The organism is Roseateles aquae, assembly GCF_032337115.1.
GTDB lineage: Bacteria > Pseudomonadota > Gammaproteobacteria > Burkholderiales > Burkholderiaceae_C > Roseateles_C > Roseateles_C aquae.
Window position 1 is genome coordinate 1,032,830 of the sequence record NZ_JAVXZY010000001.1, and the last position, 24,940, is coordinate 1,057,769.

At 63.5% G+C, this 24,940-nt stretch carries 16 protein-coding genes and 5 tRNA genes; 4 read left to right on the top strand and 17 right to left on the bottom strand.

What is annotated here, in order from left to right; genetic code table 11:
* Positions 1–33 precede the first annotated feature (33 nt).
* On the bottom strand, positions 34–1,296 hold the full coding sequence (gene odhB / locus RQP53_RS04495; protein ID WP_315648902.1) for a 2-oxoglutarate dehydrogenase complex dihydrolipoyllysine-residue succinyltransferase: 1,263 nt from the start codon (positions 1,294–1,296) through the stop codon (positions 34–36).
* Positions 1,297–1,403: 107 nt separating this feature from the next.
* Positions 1,404–4,262 (bottom strand): 2-oxoglutarate dehydrogenase E1 component, encoded by a 2,859-nt coding sequence (locus RQP53_RS04500; RefSeq protein WP_315648904.1) that lies wholly within the window; start codon positions 4,260–4,262, stop codon positions 1,404–1,406.
* Between the two features lie 441 nt (positions 4,263–4,703).
* On the opposite strand from RQP53_RS04500, the gene RQP53_RS04505 reads away from it, so the two are divergent.
* The 3 genes from RQP53_RS04505 to RQP53_RS04515 all read left to right on the top strand — a co-directional run bounded on the left by RQP53_RS04505 (position 4,704) and on the right by RQP53_RS04515 (position 7,614).
* Positions 4,704–5,546 (top strand): 2OG-Fe(II) oxygenase family protein, encoded by an 843-nt coding sequence (locus RQP53_RS04505; RefSeq protein WP_315648905.1) that lies wholly within the window; start codon positions 4,704–4,706, stop codon positions 5,544–5,546.
* A gap of 58 nt (positions 5,547–5,604) precedes the next feature.
* Positions 5,605–5,904, top strand: coding sequence for a hypothetical protein (locus tag RQP53_RS04510; protein ID WP_315648907.1), 300 nt, complete (start codon positions 5,605–5,607; stop codon positions 5,902–5,904).
* A gap of 114 nt (positions 5,905–6,018) precedes the next feature.
* Positions 6,019–7,614, top strand: coding sequence for an ABC transporter substrate-binding protein (locus RQP53_RS04515; RefSeq protein WP_315648909.1), 1,596 nt, complete (start codon positions 6,019–6,021; stop codon positions 7,612–7,614).
* A gap of 51 nt (positions 7,615–7,665) precedes the next feature.
* Here RQP53_RS04515 and RQP53_RS04520 read toward each other — a convergent pair whose 3' ends face one another.
* The 4 genes from RQP53_RS04520 to RQP53_RS04535 all read right to left on the bottom strand — a co-directional run bounded on the left by RQP53_RS04520 (position 7,666) and on the right by RQP53_RS04535 (position 12,420).
* Positions 7,666–8,619, bottom strand: coding sequence for an NAD(P)H-dependent flavin oxidoreductase (locus tag RQP53_RS04520; RefSeq protein ID WP_315648910.1), 954 nt, complete (start codon positions 8,617–8,619; stop codon positions 7,666–7,668).
* 104 nt (positions 8,620–8,723) lie between these two features.
* Complete coding sequence (locus RQP53_RS04525; protein ID WP_315648912.1) at positions 8,724–10,514, bottom strand: acyl-CoA dehydrogenase; 1,791 nt, start codon at positions 10,512–10,514, stop codon at positions 8,724–8,726.
* A gap of 78 nt (positions 10,515–10,592) precedes the next feature.
* The gene (locus tag RQP53_RS04530; protein ID WP_315648913.1) at positions 10,593–11,525 is read right to left on the bottom strand and encodes an electron transfer flavoprotein subunit alpha/FixB family protein; all 933 of its coding nucleotides are present in this window, start codon (positions 11,523–11,525) and stop codon (positions 10,593–10,595) included.
* Between the two features lie 145 nt (positions 11,526–11,670).
* Positions 11,671–12,420, bottom strand: coding sequence for an electron transfer flavoprotein subunit beta/FixA family protein (locus RQP53_RS04535; RefSeq protein WP_315648915.1), 750 nt, complete (start codon positions 12,418–12,420; stop codon positions 11,671–11,673).
* Between the two features lie 209 nt (positions 12,421–12,629).
* On the opposite strand from RQP53_RS04535, the gene murI reads away from it, so the two are divergent.
* On the top strand, positions 12,630–13,430 hold the full coding sequence (gene murI / locus RQP53_RS04540; RefSeq protein WP_315648917.1) for a glutamate racemase: 801 nt from the start codon (positions 12,630–12,632) through the stop codon (positions 13,428–13,430).
* A gap of 51 nt (positions 13,431–13,481) precedes the next feature.
* On the opposite strand, the gene RQP53_RS04545 is transcribed toward murI, so the two are convergent.
* The 11 genes from RQP53_RS04545 to RQP53_RS04595 all read right to left on the bottom strand — a co-directional run bounded on the left by RQP53_RS04545 (position 13,482) and on the right by RQP53_RS04595 (position 24,894).
* Positions 13,482–13,568, bottom strand: a tRNA-Leu gene (locus RQP53_RS04545).
* Between the two features lie 103 nt (positions 13,569–13,671).
* Positions 13,672–13,747, bottom strand: a tRNA-Gly gene (locus RQP53_RS04550).
* A 7-nt stretch (positions 13,748–13,754) separates the two neighbouring features.
* Positions 13,755–13,828: transfer RNA gene (locus RQP53_RS04555), tRNA-Cys, on the bottom strand.
* A gap of 105 nt (positions 13,829–13,933) precedes the next feature.
* Positions 13,934–14,009: transfer RNA gene (locus tag RQP53_RS04560), tRNA-Gly, on the bottom strand.
* Positions 14,010–14,174: 165 nt separating this feature from the next.
* The gene (gene lon, locus RQP53_RS04565; RefSeq protein ID WP_315648918.1) at positions 14,175–16,610 is read right to left on the bottom strand and encodes an endopeptidase La; all 2,436 of its coding nucleotides are present in this window, start codon (positions 16,608–16,610) and stop codon (positions 14,175–14,177) included.
* A 112-nt stretch (positions 16,611–16,722) separates the two neighbouring features.
* Positions 16,723–17,991, bottom strand: a complete 1,269-nt coding sequence (clpX, locus tag RQP53_RS04570; RefSeq protein WP_315648919.1) for an ATP-dependent Clp protease ATP-binding subunit ClpX — start codon at positions 17,989–17,991, stop codon at positions 16,723–16,725.
* Between the two features lie 135 nt (positions 17,992–18,126).
* Positions 18,127–18,738, bottom strand: a complete 612-nt coding sequence (clpP, locus tag RQP53_RS04575) for an ATP-dependent Clp endopeptidase proteolytic subunit ClpP (protein WP_315648920.1) — start codon at positions 18,736–18,738, stop codon at positions 18,127–18,129.
* Positions 18,739–18,897: 159 nt separating this feature from the next.
* A complete protein-coding gene (tig, locus tag RQP53_RS04580) occupies positions 18,898–20,211 on the bottom strand; it encodes a trigger factor (protein WP_315648921.1) in 1,314 nt (437 codons plus the stop codon).
* A 25-nt stretch (positions 20,212–20,236) separates the two neighbouring features.
* A tRNA-Leu gene (locus RQP53_RS04585) sits at positions 20,237–20,323 on the bottom strand.
* Between the two features lie 199 nt (positions 20,324–20,522).
* Complete coding sequence (locus tag RQP53_RS04590) at positions 20,523–23,711, bottom strand: efflux RND transporter permease subunit (RefSeq protein WP_315648923.1); 3,189 nt, start codon at positions 23,709–23,711, stop codon at positions 20,523–20,525.
* A gap of 13 nt (positions 23,712–23,724) precedes the next feature.
* On the bottom strand, positions 23,725–24,894 hold the full coding sequence (locus RQP53_RS04595) for an efflux RND transporter periplasmic adaptor subunit (RefSeq protein WP_315648924.1): 1,170 nt from the start codon (positions 24,892–24,894) through the stop codon (positions 23,725–23,727).
* Positions 24,895–24,940 lie beyond the last annotated feature (46 nt).

Genomic DNA, 24,940 nt, shown 5'->3' on the forward strand with positions numbered 1-24,940 from the left:
CGACGCCACGCGCCCGCGCAGTAGCCCTCGCTCTTAGATGTCGAACAGCAAACGGGCCGGATCTTCCAGCGCTTCCTTCATGGTCACCAGGCCCAGCACCGCCTCGCGGCCGTCAATGATGCGGTGGTCATACGACATGGCCAGATAGTTGATCGGGCGCACCACCACTTGACCGTTCTCAACGACAGCGCGGTCCTTAGTCGCATGCACACCCAGGATGGCCGATTGCGGCGGGTTGATGATGGGGGTCGACAGCATGGAGCCGAAGGTGCCGCCGTTGGAGATCGAGAAGGTGCCGCCGGTCAGATCGTCCAGCGAGATCTTGCCTTCCTTGGCCTTCTGGCCAAACTCGGCGATCTTCTTCTCGATGTCGGCAAAGCTCAGCTGGTCCGCATTGCGGATGATGGGCACCACCAGGCCGCGCGGCGAACCGACGGCGATGCCGATGTCGAAGTAGCCGTGGTAGACGATGTCATTGCCGTCGACCGAGGCGTTCAGCACCGGGTACTTCTTCAGGGCGGCGACCGCGGCCTTGACGAAGAAGCTCATGAAGCCCAGCTTGACGCCGTGTTCCTTCTCGAACTTTTCCTGGAACTTCTTGCGCATCTCCATCACCGGGGCCATGTTCACTTCGTTGAACGTGGTCAGGATGGCGTTGGTGGCTTGCGATTGCAGCAGACGCTCGGCAACGCGGGCACGCAGGCGGGTCATCGGCACGCGTTGCTCGGGGCGGTCGCCCAGGTTCTGCGCCACCGGTGCAGCCACGGCGGGCAGCGGCTTGGCCACCGCAGGAGCGGCAGCCACAGCCACAGGCGCAGCGACGGCAGCCGGCTTGGCCGAAGCGGCCAGCGCGTCACCCTTGGTCACGCGGCCGTCCTTGCCGGAACCGGCGACGTCGGTGGCCGACAGGCCCTTCTCGGCCAGGATCTTGGCGGCGGCCGGCATGGCCACATCGCCCTTGGAGCCGCCCACAGCAGCAGCGGGTGCAGCGGCAGCAGGCGCGGCAGCGGCTGCAGCGGGTGCGGCAGCAGCCGGGGCAACAGCGCCGGCCTTGCCTTCGCTGTCGATGCGCGCGATGACTTCCTCGCTGACGACGCTGGAGCCGTCGGCCTTGACGATCTCGGCCATCACGCCGGCCGACGGTGCCGGCACTTCCAGCACGACCTTGTCGGTCTCGATCTCGACCAGGATTTCGTCGATGGCGATGGCCTCGCCGGGCTTCTTCTTCCAGGTCAGCAGCGTGCCTTCGGCCACGGACTCAGACAGTTGGGGAACTTTGACTTCTACGATTGCCATGATGATTCTTTCGATTTCGGTGCCGTACTTCCGCGCCGTCTGGCTGTTGAGCGGCACGCGCCGCTCGAACAGCCAGAGTTATTGCGTCGCGGAGCGCCGCAATAACGTTATTTGGTCAGGATGAAGCCCTTGAGCTTGGCAAAGGCCTGATCCAACAGGGCCTTCTGCTGCTCCTGGTGCAGATGCGCGTAGCCAACGGCCGGCGAGGCCGAGGCCGGGCGGCCGGCGTAGCCGAGTTTCTGCCCATCGAGCATGTTCTCGTGCACATAGTGCTGCACGAAGAACCACGAGCCCTGGTTCTGCGGCTCGTCCTGGCACCAGACGATGTCTGCGGCGTTCGGATACTTCTTGAGCTCGGCAGCGAAAGCCTTGTGCGGGAAGGGATACAGCTGCTCGACGCGGATGATGGCCACATCGCTGGCCTTCTTCTCGGCACGGGCCTTGACCAGGTCGTAGTACACCTTGCCCGAGCAGGCGATGACGCGCTTGACCTTGTCGGCCACGATGCTGTCGTCGCGCTCACCGATGACGGTGCGGAACTCGCCCTTGGTGAACTCGGTGATCGGCGAGGTCGCGTCCTTGTTACGCAGCAGCGACTTCGGCGTCATGATGATCAGCGGCTTGCGGAACATGCGCAGTTGCTGGCGACGCAGCAGGTGGAAGATCTGCGAGGCCGAGGTCGGCTGCACCACCTGCATATTGTTGTCAGCGGCCAGCTGCATGAAGCGCTCCAGGCGCGCCGAGCTGTGCTCAGGGCCCTGGCCTTCATAGCCGTGCGGCAGCATCAGCGTCAGGCCGTTGGAGCGGCCCCACTTCACTTCACCGGAGGCGATGAACTGGTCGATCACGACCTGGGCACCGTTCACAAAGTCGCCGAACTGGGCTTCCCAGATCGTCAGTGTCACCGGGTCGGCCGAGGCGTAGCCATATTCGAAGCCGAGCACGGCTTCTTCGGACAACAGCGAGTCGATGACGACGAAAGGCGCCTGGCCTTCGGCGACATTCTGCAGCGGCACATAGGTGCCGGTGTCCCACTTCTCGCGGTTCTGGTCGTGCAGCACGGCATGGCGGTGCACAAAGGTGCCCCGGCCGCAATCTTCACCGGACAGGCGCACCGGATAGCCCGAGGCCACCAGCGAGGCGAAAGCCATGTGCTCGCCCATGCCCCAGTCGACATTGATCTCGCCACGGCCCATGGCCGCACGGTCGGCAATCACCTTCTCAACCAGCGGATGCAGCTTGAAGGTGTCGGGGATGGTGGTGATCTTCTCTGCCAGGCGCTTGAACTCGGCCACCGGCAGCGCGGTATCGCAGCTGTCGGTCCACTTCTTGCCGAGGTAGGGCGACCAATCGGTGGCGTACTTGCTCTTGAAGTTGGTCAGCACCGGGTCAACGGTGTGGCGGCCTTCGTCCATCGCCGAGCGGAAGGCCTTGGACATCACGTCCGGGCCGTCAGCCGGCAGCACGCCCTGGGCAACCAGCTTGTCGCCATAGAGCTTGCGGGTGCCTGGGTGTTGAGCGATCTTCTTGTACATCAGCGGCTGGGTCAGTGCCGGCGTGTCCTGCTCGTTGTGGCCCAGCTTGCGGAAGCAGATGATGTCAACGACGACATCCTTCTTGAACTGCTGGCGATAGTCCAGCGCCAGCTGGGTGCACAGCACCACGGCTTCCGGATCGTCACCGTTCACGTGCAGCACCGGGGCTTCGATCATCTTGACGACGTCGGAGCAGTACAGCGTCGAACGCGAATCGCGCGGATCGCTGGTGGTGAAGCCGATCTGGTTGTTGATGACGATGTGCACCGTGCCGCCGGTGTAATAGCCACGGGTCTGGGCCAGTGCCAGCGTCTCCATCACCACGCCCTGGCCGGCAAAGGCTGCGTCGCCGTGCACCAGCACGGGCAGCACTTGCGCGCCGTCCTTGTCGCCGCGGCGGTCCATACGCGCCTTGACCGAGCCTTCGACGACCGGGTTGACGATTTCCAGGTGCGAGGGATTGAAGGCCAGCGACAGGTGGACCGGGCCGCCTGCGGTGGTCACATCGCTGGAGAAGCCTTGGTGGTACTTGACGTCGCCAGCTGGCAGGTCTTCCGGCGCCTTGTGCTCGAATTCGGCGAACAGGTCCTTGGGCATCTTGCCCAGCGTGTTCACCAGCACGTTCAGGCGGCCGCGGTGGGCCATGCCGATGACGATTTCCTGCACGCCCTTTTCGCCGCCGCGCTGAACGATTTCGTCCATCGAGGCGATGAAGGACTCGCCGCCTTCCAGCGAGAAGCGCTTCTGGCCGACGTACTTGGTGTGCAGATAGCGTTCCAGGCCTTCGGCCGCGGTCAGGCGGTCGAGGATCTGCTTCTTCTTTTCGGCGCTGAAGCTGGGCTTGGAGCGGATCGACTCCAGGCGCTCCTGCCACCAGCGCTTCTCGGTCGGATCGGTGATGTGCATGTACTCCGCACCGACCGAGCCGCAGTAGGTTTCACGCAACGCCTGAACGATCTGACGCAGGGTCATGTTCTCGGCGGTGCTGAAGTAGGTGTTCGACGCGCTGAACGGGATGTCCATATCGGACTCGCTCAGGTCGTAGAACGAGGGCTCGAGTTCCGGAATGCGCGGGCGCTCGGTGCGCTGCAGCGGGTCCAGATCGGCCCAGCGGGAACCCAGGAAGCGATAGGCAGCAATCAGCGACTGCACATGCACCTGCTTGCGCGCGACGGCCAGATCGGTGCTGGACGCCTTGTTGCCAAAAGCATTGGCCTTGGCTCGCTGCGCGAAGGATTCGATCACCGGGGCGTGAGCGACATCGCGGGCGTCGCTGCCGTCGGTGGCCGGCACGTGTTGAAGCGCGTCGAAGTAGGCGCGCCAGTTGTCAGGCACGGAGCCCGGGTTGTCGAGGTAGGCCTCGTACATCTCTTCGACGTAGGGCGCATTGCCCCCGAACAGGTACGAGTTCGACCTGTATTGCTGCATCATTTCGCTCACCTTTCACCCCGGTATCCAGGACGTTGGCTGGTTAACAAACCTTCCGCGACACGGCTCGACCGGTTGGCGGATTGCGACCCGCCTTCACTGTTGCCAGAAAAGGGGACGGGAAGGACCTCAAGTCTCAAGGGGACGACTGTAACACCCTTGACTTATCCGACCAATGCGCGACATCGACTGAAGAGCCCTGGATATCGGCCCGCGACGGCCAAAGCTGAGCAAAAAGGCGCAATCCAAGACGCAAACCGCGCTGCCGTTCTTGCCGATAAGAACCGCTCACCGCGCCAGGGGCCCCGGTAACCCTGCGTACCCGGCCGGCCGTCCTGAAGTTGGCAAACGTTTGCGATTCGGCCGACCATGCCCTAGACTTTGCCCCGCGCGACCAGCCCCGCGATTGAATGGCTGCGCGCCGCGACAGATTCAGGAGACCCCATGCAAGTTCGCGTTGTCGATTACCGCGCCGCCGATGCGGCCGAACAATTCACCCGCTCGCTGCACGAAACCGGCTTCGGCGTGCTGGTCAATCACCCGATTCCGCAGGATCTGGTCGAGAAGATCTATGCCGACTGGCTGAGCTTCTTTGACGGCGGCAACAAGCACGACTTCGCCTTTTCGCGCGAGACCCAGGACGGCTATTTCTCCACCGAGATCTCCGAAACCGCCAAGGGCGCAACGCAAAAAGACATCAAGGAATACTTCCACATCTACCCCTGGGGCCGCATCCCGGACAGCCTGCGCGCCGATGCGATGCGCTACTACGAGGTCGCCAACGGCCTGGCCGCCGAGCTGCTTGGCTGGGTAGAACGCTACACACCGGCCGACATCGCGCAGCACTACAGCGAACCGCTGTCGCAGATGATCCGTGACAGCCGCCAGACCCTGCTGCGCGTGCTGCGCTATCCGCCGCTGACCGGCCAGGAGCCGGCCGGCTCGCTGCGCGCCGCCGCCCATGGCGACATCAATCTGCTGACGATTCTTCCCGCCGCCAACGAGCCGGGGCTGCAGGTGCAGGACATGAACGGCAACTGGGTCGACGTGCCCTGCGATTTCGGCATGCTGATCATCAATATCGGCGACATGCTGGAGGAAGCCTCCAAGGGCTACTACCCCTCGACCCAGCACCGCGTCGTCAACCCAGCTGGCGAAGGCGCCAAGAAGAGCCGCGTCTCGCTGCCGCTGTTCCTGCATCCGCGCAACGAGGTGGTGCTGTCCGAACGCCATACCGCTCACAGCTATCTGGAAGAGCGCCTGCGCGAACTGGGCGTCAAGACCTGACCCCACCAGCACACTTGGCCTGCCCTGCCTGGCCAGCAGCGGCCTCTAAGATCGCTGCATGGCCCACCCGCCTCGCACCATCCTGATCCACGCCGACGCGCCAGCCAAGCCGGCCCTCGGCCAGACCTGCAATGGCTGTGGCCTGTGTTGCCTGGCCGAGCCCTGCCCGGTCGGCATCGCACTGAGTGGGCGCTGGCGCGGCGCCTGTAGGATGCTGCGTTGGGATGCGGCTGCCCGGCACTATCGCTGCGGCGCGCTGCAGTCGGCACCCGCGCTGCTGAAGCCGCTGTTCGCACGCTGGATCGCCGCGGGACAGGGCTGCGATGCCGAACTCGACGCGGCTCCGGACAAGCCCTAGCCTGGCCATGCACGCGGGCCGCTAGCATGCGCTGGCGCCTTGCCGCTGTCCGTGCCTGCAGCCCATGCATGCAGACCCTAACGGCGGCGTTCTTCGGTTCACTCGGAGTGCCCCATGCCTGCTGCCCGCCCTCATCGTTTTTGCCAACTGCTCAGCGCCAGCCTGCTGGCCCTGCTGAGCTGCCTGCCCCTCCCCTCAAACGCCGCCGCGCTGCGCTGGGCCGCCCAGAACGACATCCTGACGATGGACCCGCACTCGCAGGACCACACCACCTCGAATGCGATCGCGGCCCATGTCTACGAAGGCCTGACACGGCGCAACGAGAGCTACCAGCCCGAGCCCGCGCTGGCCACCAAATGGTCCTATGTATCGCCGACACAGGTGCGCTTTGAACTGCGCCGCGGCGTCAAATTCCACGACGGTAGCCCCTTCACCGCCGACGATGTGCTGTTCAGTTTCGATCGCATCCGCCAGCCGCTCGGCACCAAGCAGACCTATGTCTCCGGCATCAAGGAAATCCGCAAGATCGATGAGCACACCATCGATTTGATACTGGAGTCGCCAACGCCCATGCTGCTGGCCAATCTGGTCAATTTCAGCATCATGAGCAAGGCCTGGTCGGCGAAGAACAACGCCACGAACATCTCCGACTACAAGAGCAAGGAAGAGAACTACGCGACCCGCAATGCGGTCGGCACCGGGCCCTACAAGCTGATTTCCTGGCAGCCGGACCAAGCCGTCAAGCTCGTTGCCAACAAGGACTGGTGGGGCAGCAACAAGGGCAATATCACCGAACTCAGCTATCTGCCGATCAAGTCGGCCGCGACCCGGGTCGCCGCCCTGCTCTCCGGCGATGTCGACATCGTCACCGACATGCCACCGGCCGATTTCCTGAAGCTCAAGGAGGAAGGCCGCGTCAAGGTGATCGAGGGCCCCGAGGTGCGCACCATCTTCTTCGTGATGGACCAGGGAGCCGAAGATCTGCGTGGCGCCAGCGTCAAAGGCAAGAACCCCTTCCGCGACAAGCGCGTACGCGAAGCGCTGAACCTGGCGCTGGACCGCGAGGCGATCAAGCGCAGCATCATGCGCGGGCTCTCTACGCCTGGCATGCTGATGGTGCCGCCGGGTGTGAATGGCTATGACGCCGCCCTCGATGCGCCGATCAAGCCCGATCTGGATCGCGCCCGCAAGCTGCTCGCCGACGCCGGCTATCCGGCAGGCTTTGAGCTGCCCCTGCACTGCCCGAACAACCGCTATGTCAACGATGAGCAGATCTGCCTGGCAGCGGTATCGATGTGGGCCAAGATCGGCATCAAGGCCCGCCTGGTGGCCGCGCCCTTCCAGACCCACAGCCAAACCTTCCAGCGCGGCGAATCAGCGCTGTACATGCTGGGCTGGGGGGTCTCCACCTACGACGCGCAATACGCCCTGCAGGCCTGGGGCCATAGCCATACCGGCGGTGCCGACGGCAATTTCAACTTTGGTCATCTGAGCGATGCCAAACTGGATGCGTTGATCCAGAAGGTCAAGGCCGAGGCCGACACGAACAAGCGCAATGCGCTCTTGCGCGAGGCCTTGATCTATGTGCGCGATGAAGCGCTGTTCGTGCCCATCCATCACCAGATGCGCCCCTGGGCCATGAAGCAGAACATCGACACCCTGCACCGCTCGAACGACTACTTTGAAGCGCGCTTCACCTCGATACGCTGAGCGGCTGCGAAGTCTGAAAGCAGAACGGCCCCTCGCGGGGCCGTTTTCACATCAGCGCAGTGCCAGTCGCTCGCGCGCGGCCAGGTACTCGCGGCGCAGCCGCTCCACCAAGGCGGCAGCGGGCAAGACCTCGCGGATTGCGCCAATGCCTTGGCCACAGCCCCAGATGTCCTTCCAGGCCTTCTTGGAATCGCCACCGAAGTTCATCTTGCTGGGATCGCTCTCCGGCAGGTGATCCGGGTCCATGCCGGCATTGACGATGGAGCCGCGCAGGTAGTTGCCGTGCACGCCGGTGAAGAGATTGCTGTAGACGATGTCGTCGCTATTGCTGTCGACGATCATCTGCTTGTAGGCATCGGCCGCACGCGCTTCTTCGGTGGCGATGAAGGCCGAGCCGATATAGGCGAAGTCAGCGCCCATGGCCTGCGCCGCCAGCACCGCATCGCCCGAGGCGATCGAACCGGACAGTGCCAGCGGGCCGTCGAACCATTCGCGGATTTCCTGGATCAGCGCAAAGGGGCTCTTCACGCCCGCATGGCCGCCGGCGCCCGCCGCCACGGCGATCAGGCCATCGGCGCCCTTCTCGATCGCCTTCTTGGCGAACTTGTTGTTGATCACATCGTGCAGCACCACGCCGCCCCAGCCATGCACGGCCGCATTGACGTCTTCGCGGGCGCCCAGCGAGGTGATGATGATGGGCACCTTGTACTTGGCGCAGACGGCCATATCCTGCTCGAGCCGGTCATTGCTCTTGTGCACGATCTGGTTGATCGCAAACGGCGCCGCCGGCTTGTCCGGGTTGGCCCGGTTGTAGGCCGCCAGCTCAGTGGTGATCTCGTTCAGCCACTCGTCCAGCAGCTCGGCCGGGCGGGCGTTCAGCGCCGGCATGGCGCCCACAATGCCGGCCTTGCACTGGGCAATCACCAGCTTGGGGTTGCTGATGATGAACAGCGGCGAGCCGATGATGGGCAGGGGCAGGTTTTGCAGCACGGGAGGCAGGGCCAATTCGAACTCCTAGACAACAGAAGCAATGAGTGGGGATGGGGCGCGCGCGGTGCCCCATCACCCAGGCGACAAGATCGGGCCGGCGCTCGACGCCGGCTGCGCGATCAGAAGGCGTCCAGCGCCATCGCGGTGACGCTGTCGGCGCCTTCGACGATGGCATCGCGCAGGCCGCCGGCACGAGTCAGGATGTGCTCGGCGTAGAAGCGCGCGGTGGCGATCTTGGCGCTCATGAAGCCACTGTCCTCGCCCGCGGCCAGCTTGTCTTCAGCCACCAGCAAGGCGCGGCCCAGCTGCCAACCCGCGACCAGATTGCCGGCCAGCATCAGATAGGGCACCGAGCCGGCAAACGCCGCGTTCAGGCTGGCCTTGCCCTGGCCGGCAATGAACTCGGCCGATTGCACAAAAGCCTCGCGCGCGGCGCCCAGGCGCTTGGCCATCACCTGCGCTGCGGCGCTGCTGCGCGCGGCCAGCAGGCTCTCCGTCTGAGCCACCTGGGCGGCAATCGCCTTGGCCATTTGTGCACCGTCGCGCAGCGTCTTGCGGCCGACCAGGTCGTTGGCCTGGATCGCCGTCGTGCCCTCGTAAATCGTCAGGATCTTGGCATCGCGGTAGTACTGGGCCGCACCGGTTTCCTCGATGAAGCCCATGCCGCCGTGCACCTGCACACCCAGATCGGTGACTTCCAGGCTCATCTCGGTGCTGTAGCCCTTGACCAGCGGCACCATGAACTCATAGAAGGCCTGGTTCTGCTTACGGGTGTCGGCATCCGGGTGATGGTGGGCGGCGTCATAGGCGGCGGCGGCCACCAGGCTCATCGCGCGGCAGCCTTCGGTCAGCGAACGCATCGTCATCAGCATGCGGCGCACATCGGGGTGGTGGATGATGGCAGCGCTGCCGGCTACCGAGCCATCGACGGGGCGGGACTGCACGCGGTCGCGCGCATAGCTGACGGCCTTTTGATAAGCCCGCTCGGCAATCGCAATGCCCTGCACGCCGACGCCAAAGCGCGCCGCGTTCATCATGATGAACATGTATTCGAGGCCACGGTTCTCTTGGCCCACAAGGTAACCGATCGCGCCGCCATGGTCGCCAAATTGCAGCACCGCGGTAGGACTGGCCTTGATGCCCATCTTGTGCTCGATGGAGACGCAGTGCGCATCGTTACGCGCGCCCAGCGAGCCATCGGCATTGACCATGAACTTGGGCACGATGAACAGGCTGATGCCCTTCACGCCTTCGGGCGCGCCTTGCACACGAGCCAGCACCAGGTGCACGATGTTCTCCGACATATCGTGCTCGCCATAGGTGATGAATATCTTGGTGCCGAAGATCTTGTAGCTGCCATCGGCCTGCGGCTCGGCGCGGGTGCGCACCAGGGCAAGATCTGACCCCGCCTGCGGCTCGGTCAGATTCATCGTGCCGGTCCAGCTGCCATCGATCAGCTTGGGGATGTAGGTCGTGCGCTGAGCCTCGCTGCCGGCGGTCAGCAGCGCCTCAATCGCGCCATCGGTCAGCAGCGGGCACAGCGCAAAGCTCATGTTTGCGCTGTTGATCATTTCGCCGCAGGCCGCTCCAATCGTCTTGGGTAAGCCCTGGCCGCCGAATTCGGCCGGATGCTGCAGACCTTGCCAGCCGCCCTCGGCGAACTGCTTGAAAGCCTCCTTGAAGCCCGGGGTCGTGAAGACCTGGCCGTCCTTCCAGTAGCTGGGGTTCTTGTCGCCTTCCCAGTTCAGCGGCGCGATCACATCTTCATTGAGCTTGGCGCATTCTTCGAGCACGGCCTGGGCGGTGTCGATGCCGAAATCGGCGAAGGCGGGAATCGCGGTCAGGGCCTCCAGGCCGGCGAGTTCCTGCATATTGAACAGCATGTCCTTGACGGGGGCGCGGTATGTCATTGCTTGTCTCCGGAAGAAAACAAGGGCGCCGCGACCGTGAAGTCGGGCGCCCTGGATAGGCTCAGTCGATAGCTCGACTTAGAGGCTGTTCACGAGTTCGGGCACGGCGGTGAACAGATCGGCTTCGAGGCCGTAATCAGCCACCGAGAAGATCGGCGCTTCGGGATCCTTGTTGATCGCGACGATCACCTTGGAGTCCTTCATGCCGGCCAGATGCTGGATGGCGCCGCTAATGCCGGCCGCGATATAGAGCTGCGGTGCGACGATCTTGCCGGTCTGACCGACCTGCCAGTCGTTCGGCGCATAGCCGGCATCGACGGCAGCGCGCGAAGCGCCCAATGCGGCGCCGAGCTTGTCGGCCAGCGGGGTCAGCACTTCATTGAACTTGTCGCTGGAACCCAGGGCACGGCCACCGGAAACGATGATCTTGGCGGCGGTCAGTTCGGGGCGATCGCTCTTGGTCACTTCACGACCGGCAAAGCTGCTCTTGCCGCTGTCAGCGGCGGCCGCGAGCGTTTCGACGGCGGCGCTGCCACCGGTGGCAGCGGCGGCATCGAAGCCGGTGGTGCGAACGGTGATCACCTTGGTGGCGTCAGACGATTGCACGGTGGCAATCGCGTTGCCGGCGTAGATCGGGCGCTCAAAGGTATCGGCGCTGATCACCTTGGTGATGTCGCTGACCTGGGCGACGTCCAGCAAGGCAGCGACGCGCGGCGCCACGTTCTTGCCCGAGGCCGTGGCCGGGAACAGGATGTGGCTGTAGCCAGCGGCAATGGCCAGCACCTGGGCGGCCAGGTTTTCTGCCAGCCCATCGGCCAGCTGCGTGGCATCGGCGTGCAGCACCTTGCTGACGCCGGCGATCTGTGCCGCCGCAGCGGCTGCGGCGGCGGCATTGTGACCAGCCACCAGCACATGCACATCACCACCCGCCGCGGCAGCCGCGGTGACGGTGTTCAGGGTTGCGGCCTTGATGGACGCGTTGTCGTGTTCAGCAATGACGAGTGCAGTCATGTCTTTTCTCCGTGGGTGCGGCGCATCAAATCGCCGCACAGCATCAATCCGTATTTGACTTTCCCAGTGGAGCCCGAGGATCCGGCTCCGCCGGTCCTACGGGCTCGCCCCCTTGAGGGGGCGCGCGCAGCGCGTAGGGGGTGGGTCAGATCACTTTCGCTTCGTTCTTCAGCTTGTCCACCAGGGCAGCCACATCGGCCACCTTGATGCCGGCGCTGCGCTTGGGCGGCTCTTCGACCTTCAGCGTCTTGATGCGCGGGCTGACATCGACACCCAGATCGGCAGGCTTGACCACGTCGAGCTGCTTCTTCTTGGCCTTCATGATGTTGGGCAGCGTCACATAACGCGGCTCGTTCAGGCGCAGATCGGTGGTGACCACAGCCGGCAGGCTCAGGGACACGGTTTCCAGGCCACCATCGACCTCGCGGGTCACGGCCACCTTGCCGCCATCAACCACCACCTTGGACGCGAACGTGCCTTGCGGCAGGCCGGTCAGGGCGGCCAGCATCTGGCCGGTCTGGTTGCAGTCGTCATCGATGGCCTGCTTGCCCAGGATGACCAGCTGCGGCTGTTCCTTGTCGACCAGCGCCTTCAGGATCTTGGCCACGGCCAGCGGCTGCAGTTCGGCATCGGTCTCGACCAGAATCGCGCGGTCGGCGCCAATGGCCATCGCGGTACGCAGCGTTTCCTGGCATTGCGTGACGCCGCAGGACACGGCGATCACCTCGGTGACCACGCCCTTTTCCTTCAGGCGCACGGCCTCTTCAACAGCGATTTCGTCAAAGGGGTTCATGGACATCTTGACGTTGGCGATGTCCACACCGGTGCCGTCACTCTTGACGCGCACTTTGACGTTGTAGTCGACGACTCGTTTGACGGGAACCAATACCTTCATCGAAGCACTCCAAGGCGAATTGACGTTAACGTTAATCAGGATTCTACGGGGGTCTGAGCACCCCGCCCGTCGCCGCGCTGTCAAAGCAGCAAATTAAAACGAACGATCGTGCTATTTTAGCGACGAGATCAGCACTGCCAAGCGAAGCATTTAGACTGCGCTCCCTGATGACAGCGAACCCAAGCACACACCCCGCCAGCGCAGCGCTCATGCCGTTCATCGGCGTATTCGATTCCGGCGTTGGCGGCCTGACGGTGCTGCGCGCCCTGCGCGCACGCCTGCCAGATGTGGCCCTGCGCTACGTCGCCGATTCTGCCCACGCCCCCTATGGCCCACGCAGCAGCGAGTTCATCGCACAGCGCAGCCTGGCCATTGCCGAGTTCCTGATTGACGAAGGTGCCGCCCTGCTCGTGGTCGCTTGCAACACCGCGACCGCCCATGCGGTCAATGCGCTGCGTGAACGCTGGCCGCTACTTCCCGTCGTTGGCATTGAACCCGGCATCAAGCCGGCGGTGGCGGCCAGCCGCAATGGCAAGGTCGGCGTCATGGCGACAACGGCAACGCTGGCCAGCGCCCGCTATCAGGAGTTGCTCCGCGCCCATGCGCAGGGTTGCCAGATCATCAGCCAGGCCTGCCCGGGTCTGGTCGACCTGATCGAGACCGGCCAGCTTGATCAGCCAGCGATACGCGAAAAGATCCAGCAATGCTGCGCGCCCTTGCGCGAGGCCGGCGTGGACACCGTGCTGCTGGGCTGCACCCATTACCCCTTTGTGCAGCAGCAGATTCAGGCCGAATTGGGTGCGGCGGTGAGCCTGCTGAATATCGAGGACGCGGTCGCCAGGCAGGCGCAAAAGCGCTGGCAGGAGGCTGGACTCGCCAGCACACCAATCGCGCCTAGCACGGCAATGACGCAGCCACTGATCTACAGCACTGGCAAGACGGACGCGGTCAGCCGCATGGCAAGCCTGGCCTTGGGAGCAAACCTGAGGGCCGCACCTATCGAGGTCTGAAGCCTCACCAGACAAGCAAAAAGCCGACGCAAAAACGTCGGCTTTCTTGTTTGGTGCCCGGGACGGGAATCGAACCCGTACAGCCTTTCGGCCGGCGGATTTTAAGTCCGCTGCGTCTACCAATTTCACCACCCGGGCGACATCGTGCTGCGGCCGAATTATGCGGGTTTACAGACCACCCGATAGAGCGTAAACGGGGCCACAACGAAAAAGGGAAGCCAAACGGCTTCCCTTTTCGATTTGGAGCGGGAGAAGAGTCTCGAACTCTCGACCTCAACCTTGGCAAGGTTGCGCTCTACCAACTGAGCTACTCCCGCAAAATCCTGGAGGCGCGGTCCGGAGTCGAACCGGACTAACCGGATTTGCAATCCGGGGCATAACCGCTTTGCTACCGCGCCCTCAAAATCCACCGCCACAGCCTTTATGCGGCGCTGTGACGAAAAAGAGAAGCAGCTGCTTCTCTTTTTAATGACGCAAAGAGCCTGGGCTCTTCACAAAAATCCTGGAGCGGGAGAAGAGTCTCGAACTCTCGACCTCAACCTTGGCAAGGTTGCGCTCTACCAACTGAGCTACTCCCGCATGGACTTCAACACACGACTCGCAAGGCTTGAAGCTTTTCAACTTCTTGCGTTGCGCTGTTTGCGCTGAAGCTCACATTCTAGCTCGATTTTTCCGCCCCTTGCAAGTGCTTGCGCAGACTTTTTGGCAAACTCTTTGCTCGGGCCGGAAATCACAAGCCGCCAATCAGTGCTTGATGGCCTCGCCGCCGGCGGCCACCACAGCCGCTTCCGGCTTGGCGGTTTCGGTCGCACTCTTCTCGGCCACCACCTCGTCGTCAGGCAAGGCCTGCGGCGCCGATTCCAGTGCCACCTCGAGCACGCGATCGATCCACTTGACCGGCACGATCTCAAGCTGGTTCTTGACGTTCTCGGGGATGTCCTGCAAGTCCTTGACGTTCTCTTCCGGAATCATCACGGTCTTGATGCCACCCCGATGGGCCGCCAACAGCTTTTCCTTCAGGCCGCCGATGGCCGTGACCTCGCCGCGCAGCGTGATCTCGCCGGTCATTGCCACGCCGGCACGCACAGGGATGCCCGTCAGTGCCGAGACAAAGGCCGTCGTCATCGCGATGCCGGCGCTTGGGCCATCCTTGGGCGTGGCGCCATCGGGCACGTGGATGTGCACATCGCGCTTCTCGAACAACTCGTCCTTGATGCCCAGGCGGCGAGCGCGTGAACGCACCACCGTGCGAGCGGCCTCGACCGATTCCTTCATCACATCGCCCAGCGAGCCGGTGCGAATGATGTTGCCCTTGCCCGGCATAGCGGTGGCCTCGATGGTCAGCAGATCGCCGCCCACCTCGGTCCAGGCCAGACCGACCACCTGACCCACCTGGTTCTTCTTCTCGGCGCGGCCGAAGTCGTACTTGCGCACGCCGAGGAAGTCGTTCAGGTTGTCTTCGGTGACCTCGACCTTGCCTTCGTAGGTCTTCAGCGCCAAGCCCTTGACCACCTTGCGGCAGATCTTGGAGATCTCACGTTCCAGCGAGCGCACGCCGGCCTCACGGGTGTAGTAGCGAATGATGCCGCGGATGGCCGACTCGGCCACTTCCATCTCCGCATCCTTCACGCCGTTATTGCCGCGCTGCTTGGGCAGCAGATAGCGCTGGGCGATATTGACCTTCTCGTCCTCGGTGTAACCCGACAGGCGGATCACTTCCATCCGGTCCAGCAGGGCCGGCGGGATGTTCATCGAGTTCGAGGTGGCGACAAACATCACATCGGACAGATCGAAATCGACCTCGATGTAGTGATCGCCAAAGGTGTGGTTCTGCTCAGGATCCAGCACCTCCAGCAAGGCCGACGACGGGTCGCCACGGAAGTCCATGCCCAACTTGTCGATCTCGTCAAGCAGGAACAGCGGATTGCGCGTGCCCACCTTGGTCAGGCTCTGCAGCACCTTGCCCGGCATGGAGCCGATATAGGTGCGGCGGTGACCACGGATCTCGGCCTCGTCGCGCACGCCACCCAGGGCCATGCGAACGAACTTGCGGCCGGTGGCGCGCGCCACTGACTGCCCCAGCGAGGTCTTGCCAACACCCGGAGGGCCAACCAGGCACAGGATGGGGGCCTTGACCTTGTCGACACGCTGCTGCACCGCGAGGTACTCAAGGATGCGATCCTTGACCTTTTCCAGGCCGTAGTGGTCTTCGTTCAGCACCGCCTCGGCATTGGCCAGGTCGTGCTTGATCTTGGTCTTCTTGCTCCAGGGCAGATTGACCAGGGTCTCGATGTAGTTGCGCACCACCGTCGCTTCGGCGGACATCGGCGACATCAGCTTGAGCTTCTTGAGCTCGGCATCGGCCTTCTTGCGCGCTTCCTTGGGCATGCGAGCAGCCTGGATCTTCTTGTCCAGCTCCTCCATGTCGGCGCCGTCTTCGCCGTCGCCCAATTCCTTCTGGATGGCCTTGACCTGCTCGTTCAGGTAGTACTCGCGCTGGCTCTTCTCCATCTGGCGCTTGACGCGACCACGGATGCGCTTTTCAACCTGCAGGATGTCGACCTCATGCTCGAGCAGATCGAGCAGTTTCTCCAGTCGCTTGGACACTTCGGAGAGATCCAGTACCGACTGCTTGGCATCGAGCTTCAGCGGCAGATGTGCGGCGATCGTGTCGGCCAGACGGCCGGCATCATCGATGCCCGCGATCGAGGTCAGGATCTCGGGCGGGATCTTCTTGTTCAGCTTGACGTACTGGTCAAACTGCTGGGTCACCGCACGGCGCAGCGCCTCGACCTCGGGCTTGGTATCCACCTCGGGCGGAATGGGCATCACCTCGGCGACGAAATGCTCTTCGCCATCGGTGATGGTTTGCGTGGTGGCGCGCTGCAGGCCTTCGACCAGCACCTTCACCGTGCCATCGGGCAGCTTGAGCATCTGCAGGATGCTGGAGACGCAGCCCACCTCAAACATATCGTCCGCCTTGGGCTCGTCCTTGCCGGCGGCCTTTTGTGCCACCAGCATGATCTGGCGGCCGGCTTCCATCGCCGCTTCCAGGGCCTTGATGGACTTGGGGCGACCGACGAACAGCGGAATCACCATATGCGGAAACACCACCACATCGCGCAGCGGCAGCAGCGGCAGCGTGATGGGTTCAGCAGGCAATATCGGATGACCGGACATAGAAACCTCTCTTTCTCAGTCCCATCTAGGGCCTGAGAGGGCCATTACAAGATGCGCACTGGGCGCTCGCACGCCAAATCGGGTCTTGCGACCGTCATGACGCCAATACCGGTCAAGCGCTGGCCTTGGCCTGCTCGCGATAGACGAGCAGCGGCTTCGCGTCTTCATCGATGTTGTGCTCGTCAAGCACAACCTTGGCCACACCATCGAGGGCGGGCAGTTCAAACATCGTATCGATCAGGGAATGCTCCATGATCGAGCGCAGGCCACGGGCGCCGGTCTTGCGCGCCAATGCCTTGCGCGAGATGGCGGCCAGCGCGGAGGGACGAATCTCCAGCTCGACACCATCCATGGCGAACAACTGCTGATACTGCTTGACCAGCGCGTTCTTCGGTTCGGTCAGGATCTGCACCAGCGCGTCTTCGGTCAGCTCGCCCAGCGTGGCGACCACCGGCAGACGACCGACCAGTTCGGGAATCAGGCCGAACTTGATCAGATCCTCAGGTTCAACCTCGCGGAACAGCTCGGACACCTTGCGTTCAGACTTGGTCTTCACCGTCGCGGCGAAACCGATGCCCGACTTTTCCGAGCGGTTCTGGATGACCTTTTCCAGGCCATCGAAAGCACCGCCACAGATGAACAGGATGTTGGTCGTGTCGATCTGCAGGAAGTCCTGATTCGGGTGCTTGCGGCCGCCCTGCGGGGGCACCGAAGCCATCGTGCCTTCAACCAGCTTCAGCAGCGCCTGTTGCACGCCTTCGCCCGACACATCGCGGGTGATCGACGGGTTGTCGGCCTTGCGCGAGATCTTGTCGATCTCGTCAATATAGACGATGCCGCGCTGTGCCCGCTCGACGTCGTAATTGCAGTTCTGCAGCAGCTTCTGGATGATGTTCTCGACGTCTTCACCGACGTAGCCAGCTTCTGTCAGCGTCGTTGCATCAGCGATCACGAAGGGCACGTTCAGGAGGCGCGCCAAGGTCTGTGCCAGCAGCGTCTTGCCGGAGCCGGTCGGGCCGATCAAGAGGATGTTGCTCTTGGACAGCTCGACCTGATCCTTGTTGTCCGCCATATGGCGCAGGCGCTTGTAGTGGTTGTAAACCGCCACCGCCAGCGTGCGCTTGGCGACGTCCTGGCCGATCACATACTGATCGAGGCTGGACTTGATCTCGCTGGGCACAGGCAGATCGGACTTGCTGGCGCGGGTTTGCGCCGCGTCGGCGGGGACTTCATCGCGAATGATGTCGTTGCACAGCTCGATGCATTCATCGCAAATGAACACCGACGGGCCAGCGATCAGCTTCTTCACCTCATGCTGGCTCTTGCCGCAGAAGGAGCAGTACAAAACTTTTTCGCTGGAGTTGCCTTTTTTCTCGGCCATGGATCTGCTTTTCGATTCAGGCGTGAGTACCTGATGGGATGATAGTTCAAATGCACAAGGGCCCCTTTTGTCGATAAGGGCCCCGTTTCAAGTGCTAGTTGGCGCGGCTTGCGCCGCACCCGCAATGTCCGAGATTCAGCCGCCGCGCTTCTCAATGACCTGATCGATCAGGCCATAGCTGGCCGCTTCGGCCGCCGACATGAAATAGTCGCGCTCGGTATCGTTCTGGATCTTCTCCAGGCTCTGGCCGGTGCGTTCGGCCAGGATGCGATTGAGCTGCTCGCGGGTCTTCAGGATCTCACGGGCATGGATCTCGATATCGGTGGCCTGGCCCTGCGCACCACCCAACGGCTGGTGAATCATGATCTTGGAGTTCGGCAGCGCCAGGCGCTTGCCCTTGGCACCAGCGGCGAGCAGGAAGGCGCCCATGCTGGCCGCCATGCCCATGCACAGCGTCGACACCTGAGGCTTGATGAACTGCATGGTGTCGTAGATCGACATGCCGGCAGACACGCTGCCGCCCGGCGAGTTGATGTAGAGCGAGATTTCCTTGTCGGGGTTTTCGCTCTCCAGAAACAGCAGCTGGGCGACGACCAGATTGGCGACCGCATCATTGACCGGGCCAACCAGGAAGACGATGCGCTCGCGCAGCAGGCGGCTGTAGATGTCGTAGGCACGCTCACCGCGGCCCGATTGTTCGATGACGATGGGCACCATGCCCAGATTGCTTGTTTCCAGCGCGCTCATGAATGGGGTTCCTGTAGAAGCAGTCTTGTTGTGGGGCCGATTATGTCGCGTCAATTGAAGACCCGCTGAAAAGGACAAAGGCGCCGGCCTCACGGCACGGCGCCTTTCTGCGACGCTTGAGCCGCTGCGGGGCCGCTACAGCCCCGGGCGGCGCGGCAATCAGCCAGCGGTGGCCATCAGTTCGTCGAAGGGCAAAGCCTTGTCGCTGACCTTGGCGGTGGCGAGCACGAAGTCGGTGACGTTGTTTTCGATCACAACGGCTTCGACCTCAGCCAGGCGATTGCGGTCGCTCAGGTACCAACGCACGACTTCAGCCGGCTTTTCGTAGCTTTGCGACAGCTCTTCGATATGGGCTTGCAGCTGCTCGGGCTTGGCTTGCAGATTGTTGGCACGCACCAGCTCGGCCACCACCAGACCCAGGCGCACGCGGCGCTCGGCCTGAGGCTTGAAGATTTCTTCGGGGATAGGCGCCTTGTCAGCATCCTTCACGCCGCGCTTCTTCAGGTCTTCACGGGCCGAAGCAACCAGGCGTTCGACTTCGTTGGCCACCAGCGCGTTCGGCACATCCAGCTCGGCAGCACCGACCAGTGCGTCCATCACGGCGCCCTTGTTGCGAGCCAACACGCGGAACTTCACTTCGCGCTCGAGGTTCTTCTTGATGTCGGCGCGCAGCGCTTCGACCGTGGCGTCCTTGATGCCCAGGGCCTTGGCAAAGGCCTCGTTCACTTCAGGCAGGTGCTGGGCTTCGATCTTCTTGACCGTAACCAGGAAGTCAGCTTCCTTGCCGGCCACGTCCTTGCCGTGATAGTCCTCGGGGAAAGCCAGCGGGAAGGTCTTGGACTCGCCCGCCTTCATGCCGCGCACAGCCTTTTCGAAGGCTTCGAGCATCTGGCCTTCGCCCAGCAGGAACTGGAAGCCTTCAGCCTTGCCGCCGGCGAAGGTTTCGCCGTCGATTTTGCCTTCGAAGTCGATCGTCACGCGATCGCCGTCGGCAGCCACGTCAGCGGCAGCGCGCTGAGCGAAGCTGCGGCGCTGCTTGCGCAGGATGGCGACGGTCTTGTCGATGGCTTCTTCGGTGACGTCACTGCTGACGCGCTCGACTTCAGCGGCGGCCAGGTCGCCAATCTTGACTTCTGGATAGACCTCGAAGGTGGCGTCAAAGGCCATCTGGCCTTCCGGCGCTTCGTCCTTCTGGGCGATGCGGGGCATGCCGGCGACGCGCAGCTGCGCTTCGTTGGCGGCGCTGGAGAAGGCCTCGCCCAGCTTGTCGTTGACGACTTCGTACTGGACGGAGTAGCCATAACGCTGAGCGACGACGCTCATCGGCACCTTGCCGGGGCGGAAGCCATCGGCCTTGACGGTGCGGGACAGCTTCTTGAGACGCTGTTCGACTTCGCTGTTGATGTCAGCGGCCGCCAGCGTGAGCGTGATGCGGCGTTCGAGCTTTTCGAGGGTTTCGACGGTGACAGCCATATGTGACTCTGAACAAAGTGTTATCTGGTGCGCGGGGCCGGACTCGAACCGGCACGCCCGTGAAGGCGTCAGGACCTAAACCTGGTGCGTCTACCAATTTCGCCACCCGCGCTGAGTGGTCTCAGGACTGACGCGATGCAAGCATCACCTCAGCCCTGCGGCATTTCGGCAAACCGGTGATTGTAGCCACTTAAAGGGCCGAAATCCGGCGCCAAGGAAAACCCGCAGCGACGTCTCGCCCGGGAGCGTGAAAAACAAGAGGCCTCGCACGCGTCAGCGGCGAGGCCTCGGGCTGAGCGCTTTAGCTTGAATCAGGCCTGATCGGGCAGTTGCGACGCCTCGCCAAAGCGCGAGGCTTCGGCAAACCGTGAGGCCTCGGCCGGGCGCAGCACACGGAACCAGGCCGCGTACATGGCCGGCAGCGTGAGCAGGGTCAGCACGGTGGCGACCAGCAGGCCGCCCATGATGGCCACCGCCATCGGCCCCCAGAACACGCTGCGCGACAGCGGAATCATGGCCAGCATCGCCGCCGCCGCCGTCAGCACGATGGGACGGAAACGCCGCACCGCGGACTCAACGATAGCCTGCCAGGCCGGCACGCCCCGTTCGCGGTCCTGCTCGATCTGGTCGATCAGGATCACCGAGTTGCGCATGATCATGCCCATCAGCGCAATCACACCCAGCAGCGCCACGAAGCCGAAGGGCCGATTCAGCAGCAGCAGCGCTGCCGCCACGCCGGCAATGCCCAGCGGGCCGGTCAGGAAGACCAGCATGGCCCGCGAGAAGCTTTGCAGCTGCAGCATCAGCAGCGTGAAAGTGATGAACAGCATGATGGGCATGCCGGCCAGGATGGAGCCGGAACCCTTGCTGCTCTCCTCCACCGCGCCGGCCACTTCGATGCTGTAGCCATGCGGCATCTTCTTCTGCAGCTCCTGCAGCTGCGGCCAGATCTGGTTGGACACCGTGGCGCCCTGCAAGCCCTCGGCCACATCACCCTGCACCGTGACGGTGTAGCGGCGGCCGTTGCGATGCAGGATGCCGGGCTCCCACTCGAAGCCGATCTTGGCAATCTGCGTCAACGGGATCGCGCGGCCGGTGCTGGTGGGTACATAGGCGTTGCCGATGTCGGTGATCGCATTGCGCTCCTCCAACGGTTGGCGCAGCACGATGTCGATCAGCTTGTCGCCCTCGCGGTACTGGCCAATCGTCGAGCCCGACAGAATCGTCCGCGAGGCCTGGGCCAGGCTCTGGCTGCTGACGCCGAGCGCGCGCGCCTTGTCCTGATCGATGTCCAGCTTCAAGGCCTTGATCGACTCATTCCAGTTGTCGTTGACGCCGCGCATATTCGGATTGGCACGCAGGATCTCGCGCGCCTGATCGGCCCAGCGGCGGACCTCCTTCATGTCCTCGCCGGCCACCCGGAACTGCACCGGATACTGCACCGGCGGCCCATTGGGCAGCAGCTTGATGCGCGAACGAACCTCGGGGAATTCCTCGGCCATCAGCGTCGGCAGACGCTTGCGCAGCTCCTCGCGCAGCTTCAGGTCCTTGGGCAGCACGATGGCCTGGCTGACATTGCTGGCCGGGAAGACCTGATCCAGCGGCAGGTAGAAGCGCGGCACACCGGTGCCGACCCAGATCGTCACCGCCTCGACGCCGGCCTCCTTCAACATCCGCTGCTCGAAGCGCTTGGCCATGGCCTCGCTCTGCTGGATGGTGGCGCCTTCGGGCAGCCACAGGTCGACCAGGATTTCGGGCCGGCTGGAATCCGGGAAGAACTGCTGCTGCACCTTGGCCATGCCACCCAGACCAGCCACAAAGAGCAGCAGCGTCATGCCAATCGTCTTCCAGCGGTTCTCCACGCACCAGCGCACCAGATGACGGAAGCGGTTGTAGAACGGCGTGTCGAACAGCTCGTGCGGGCCGTCGTCACCGCCGGAGCGCGTCTTCAGCAGCAAGGCGCCCAGATAGGGCACAAAGTAGACCGAGACGAACCAGGAAATCACCAGCGCCGCCGCGGTAACGGCAAAGATCGCGAAGGTGTACTCGCCGGTGGCCGACTTGGCCAGACCGATGGGCAGGAAACCGACCGCCGTGATCAAGGTGCCGGTCAGCATCGGCATCGCCGTCACGTCATAGGCATAGGTGGCGGCATGCAGCTTGTCGTAGCCCTCCTCGAGCTTGCGCACCATCATCTCGACGGCAATGATGGCATCGTCGACCAGCAGGCCCAGTGCGATGATCAGCGAGCCCAGCGAGATCTTGTGCAGGCCGACGCCCCAATAGAACATGGTGACGAAGGTGATCGCCAGCACCAGCGGGATCGTGATCGCCACGACCAGGCCCGGCCAGATGTCGATGCGCAGCGGCCGCGTATGCAGGCCCAGGCTGATGAAGCTGACCGCCAGCACGATCACCACCGCCTCGATCAGCACGCGAACGAACTCATTGACCGAGCGCGACACCGCCTTGGGCTGATCCTGGATCTGGGTCAGCTCGATGCCGGCCGGCAAGGCCTTTTGCGCACCGGCCACCGCCTTGCGCAAGGACTCACCCATCGCAATGATGTCGCCGCCCTTGGCCATCGAGACACCGACGGCGATCACCTGCTTGCCCTGGTGGCGCACCGAGATCGCCGGCGGGTCGACATACTCGCGCTTGATCGCCGCGATATCACCGAGGCGCAGGCTGCTGGCCTGGCCGGTGAAGGGATTGACGCCGCGAATCGGAAACTCCCTCAGAGCCTGCACCGAGTTCAGCTGCCCCTGCACCCGCACCTCGATCTTGCTGCTGCCGGCATTGAGCACACCGGCGCCCTCGATCGCGTTCTGCGCGCCCAGCTGGTTGATCACCTGGCTGAAGTCCAGGCCCAGCTCGGCCAGGCGCTTCTGCGAGATCTCGATGTAGAGCTTCTCGGGCTGCACGCCGAAGAGCTCGACCTTGGCCACATCATTGACCGTCAGCAGCGCCCGGCGCACGTCTTCGGCGTGGACGCGCAACTCTTCCTGGCTGAAGCCATCGGCCGAGATCGCATAGATCGAGCCATAGACATCGCCAAACTCATCGTTGAAGACCGGGCCGAGCACGCCTTGCGGCAGCGTGTAGCGCATATCGCCGATCTTTTTGCGCACCAGGTACCAGACGTTGCTGACCTCCTTGGGCGGCGCGCTGTCCTTGAGGAAGAACATCGTCACCGATTCACCAGGCTTGGTGAAGCTGCGGATCTGATCGCCGTAAGGCACTTCCTGCAGCGTGCGCTCGATCTTGTCGGTCACCTGCTCGGCCATCTGCTGGGCCGTCGCGCCGGGCCAGAAGGCCTGCACGACCATGATGCGGAAGGTGAACGGCGGGTCTTCGTCCTGGCCGAGCTGGAAGTAGGCGGCAAAGCCCATCAGCATCAGCACGATCATCAGATAACGCGTCAGCGCCGGATGTTCCAGCGCCCATCGCGAAATATTAAAGCGCGAGGCGCTGTGACTGCGGTGCGGGGTGTTGCTCATGAACGCTCCCGACTCAGCGCGATGCGGCCACAGCGGCAGCAGAGACCGCCGGCGCTGCCGGCGCTGCAGTCACTGGCGCAGAGGGGCCCTGATAGCGCTTGACCTTCTGCCCCGGCATCAGCACATGGACCCCGGCAGTCACGATCTCCTGGCCGGCCTGCAGGCCGCCGGCGATCACCACCTCATTGCCATCGGCGCCGGCAATCTGCACCGGCTGCTGCTTCAGCGTCATGCTGGCCGGATCGAGCACCCAGACGATGCTCTGGCCCTTTTGCTCCAGCACGGCAGACAGCGGCAGCTTGATGATATTGGCCTGGCGCGGCAGCTCCAGCTGCACCGTGGCCGTCTGGCCCAGCTTGGCGTCGATCTTGCCGAGATCGGCCTTGACCAGGAAGGTGCGCGTCACCGGATCGGCCGCGGCCGAGACCTCGCGCAGCTGCACCGGCTGTGCCGGCCCGCTCGCCCCCCAGATCTTGACGCGCAGCGCACCGGGCTGCGCCGCAGCGGCGCGCAGGCTGCCCACCTGATCCTCGGGCACGGAAAACACCACGTCGCGCGGCCCCTGATGGGCAATACGCACAATCGGCGTTCCCGGTGCGACCACCATGCCGGGCTCGGCATCGATGCCGGTCACGACGCCAGCACTGTCGGAGCTCAGCACCGCGTAGCCCACCTGGTTGACCTGCACATCCATCTGCGCCTTGGCCTGGTCCAGCTGCGCCTGTGCCGCCTTGAACGCGGCATCGCGGCGCTCCAGCTCGGCCGCGCTGATGAACCCTTGATCGCGCAGATCAATAAAGCGCTTGTAGTCGGCCCCGGCCTGGTCACGCTGCGTGCGCGCCGCCAGCATGGCCGCCCTGGCCGCTTCCTGGCCCAGACGCAAATCCTGTGCATCCATCTGCGCCAGCGCCTGGCCCGGCCGCACCACATCGCCGAGATTCACATAGCGCTGCAAGAGCTTGCCGCCAACCCGGAAGGAGAGCCGGGACTCGGTGCGCGCCCGCACCTCGGCGGCGAATTCGCGCGTCATGCCGGCGGAATCGGCAGTGATCAATTGGGTGCGCACGGCACGTTCTGGCTCGGGGGCGGCGGCCTGCTGGCCACAGGCGGCCAACAGGGCCAAAGCGCCCGCTGCCGCCACATTCAAGACACCCTGGAAACCCTGGATACGGATATTCGGCATGAAAAACCTCTTGGAGCCTGGGCACCATTTCGGCGCAAGCTGGCGC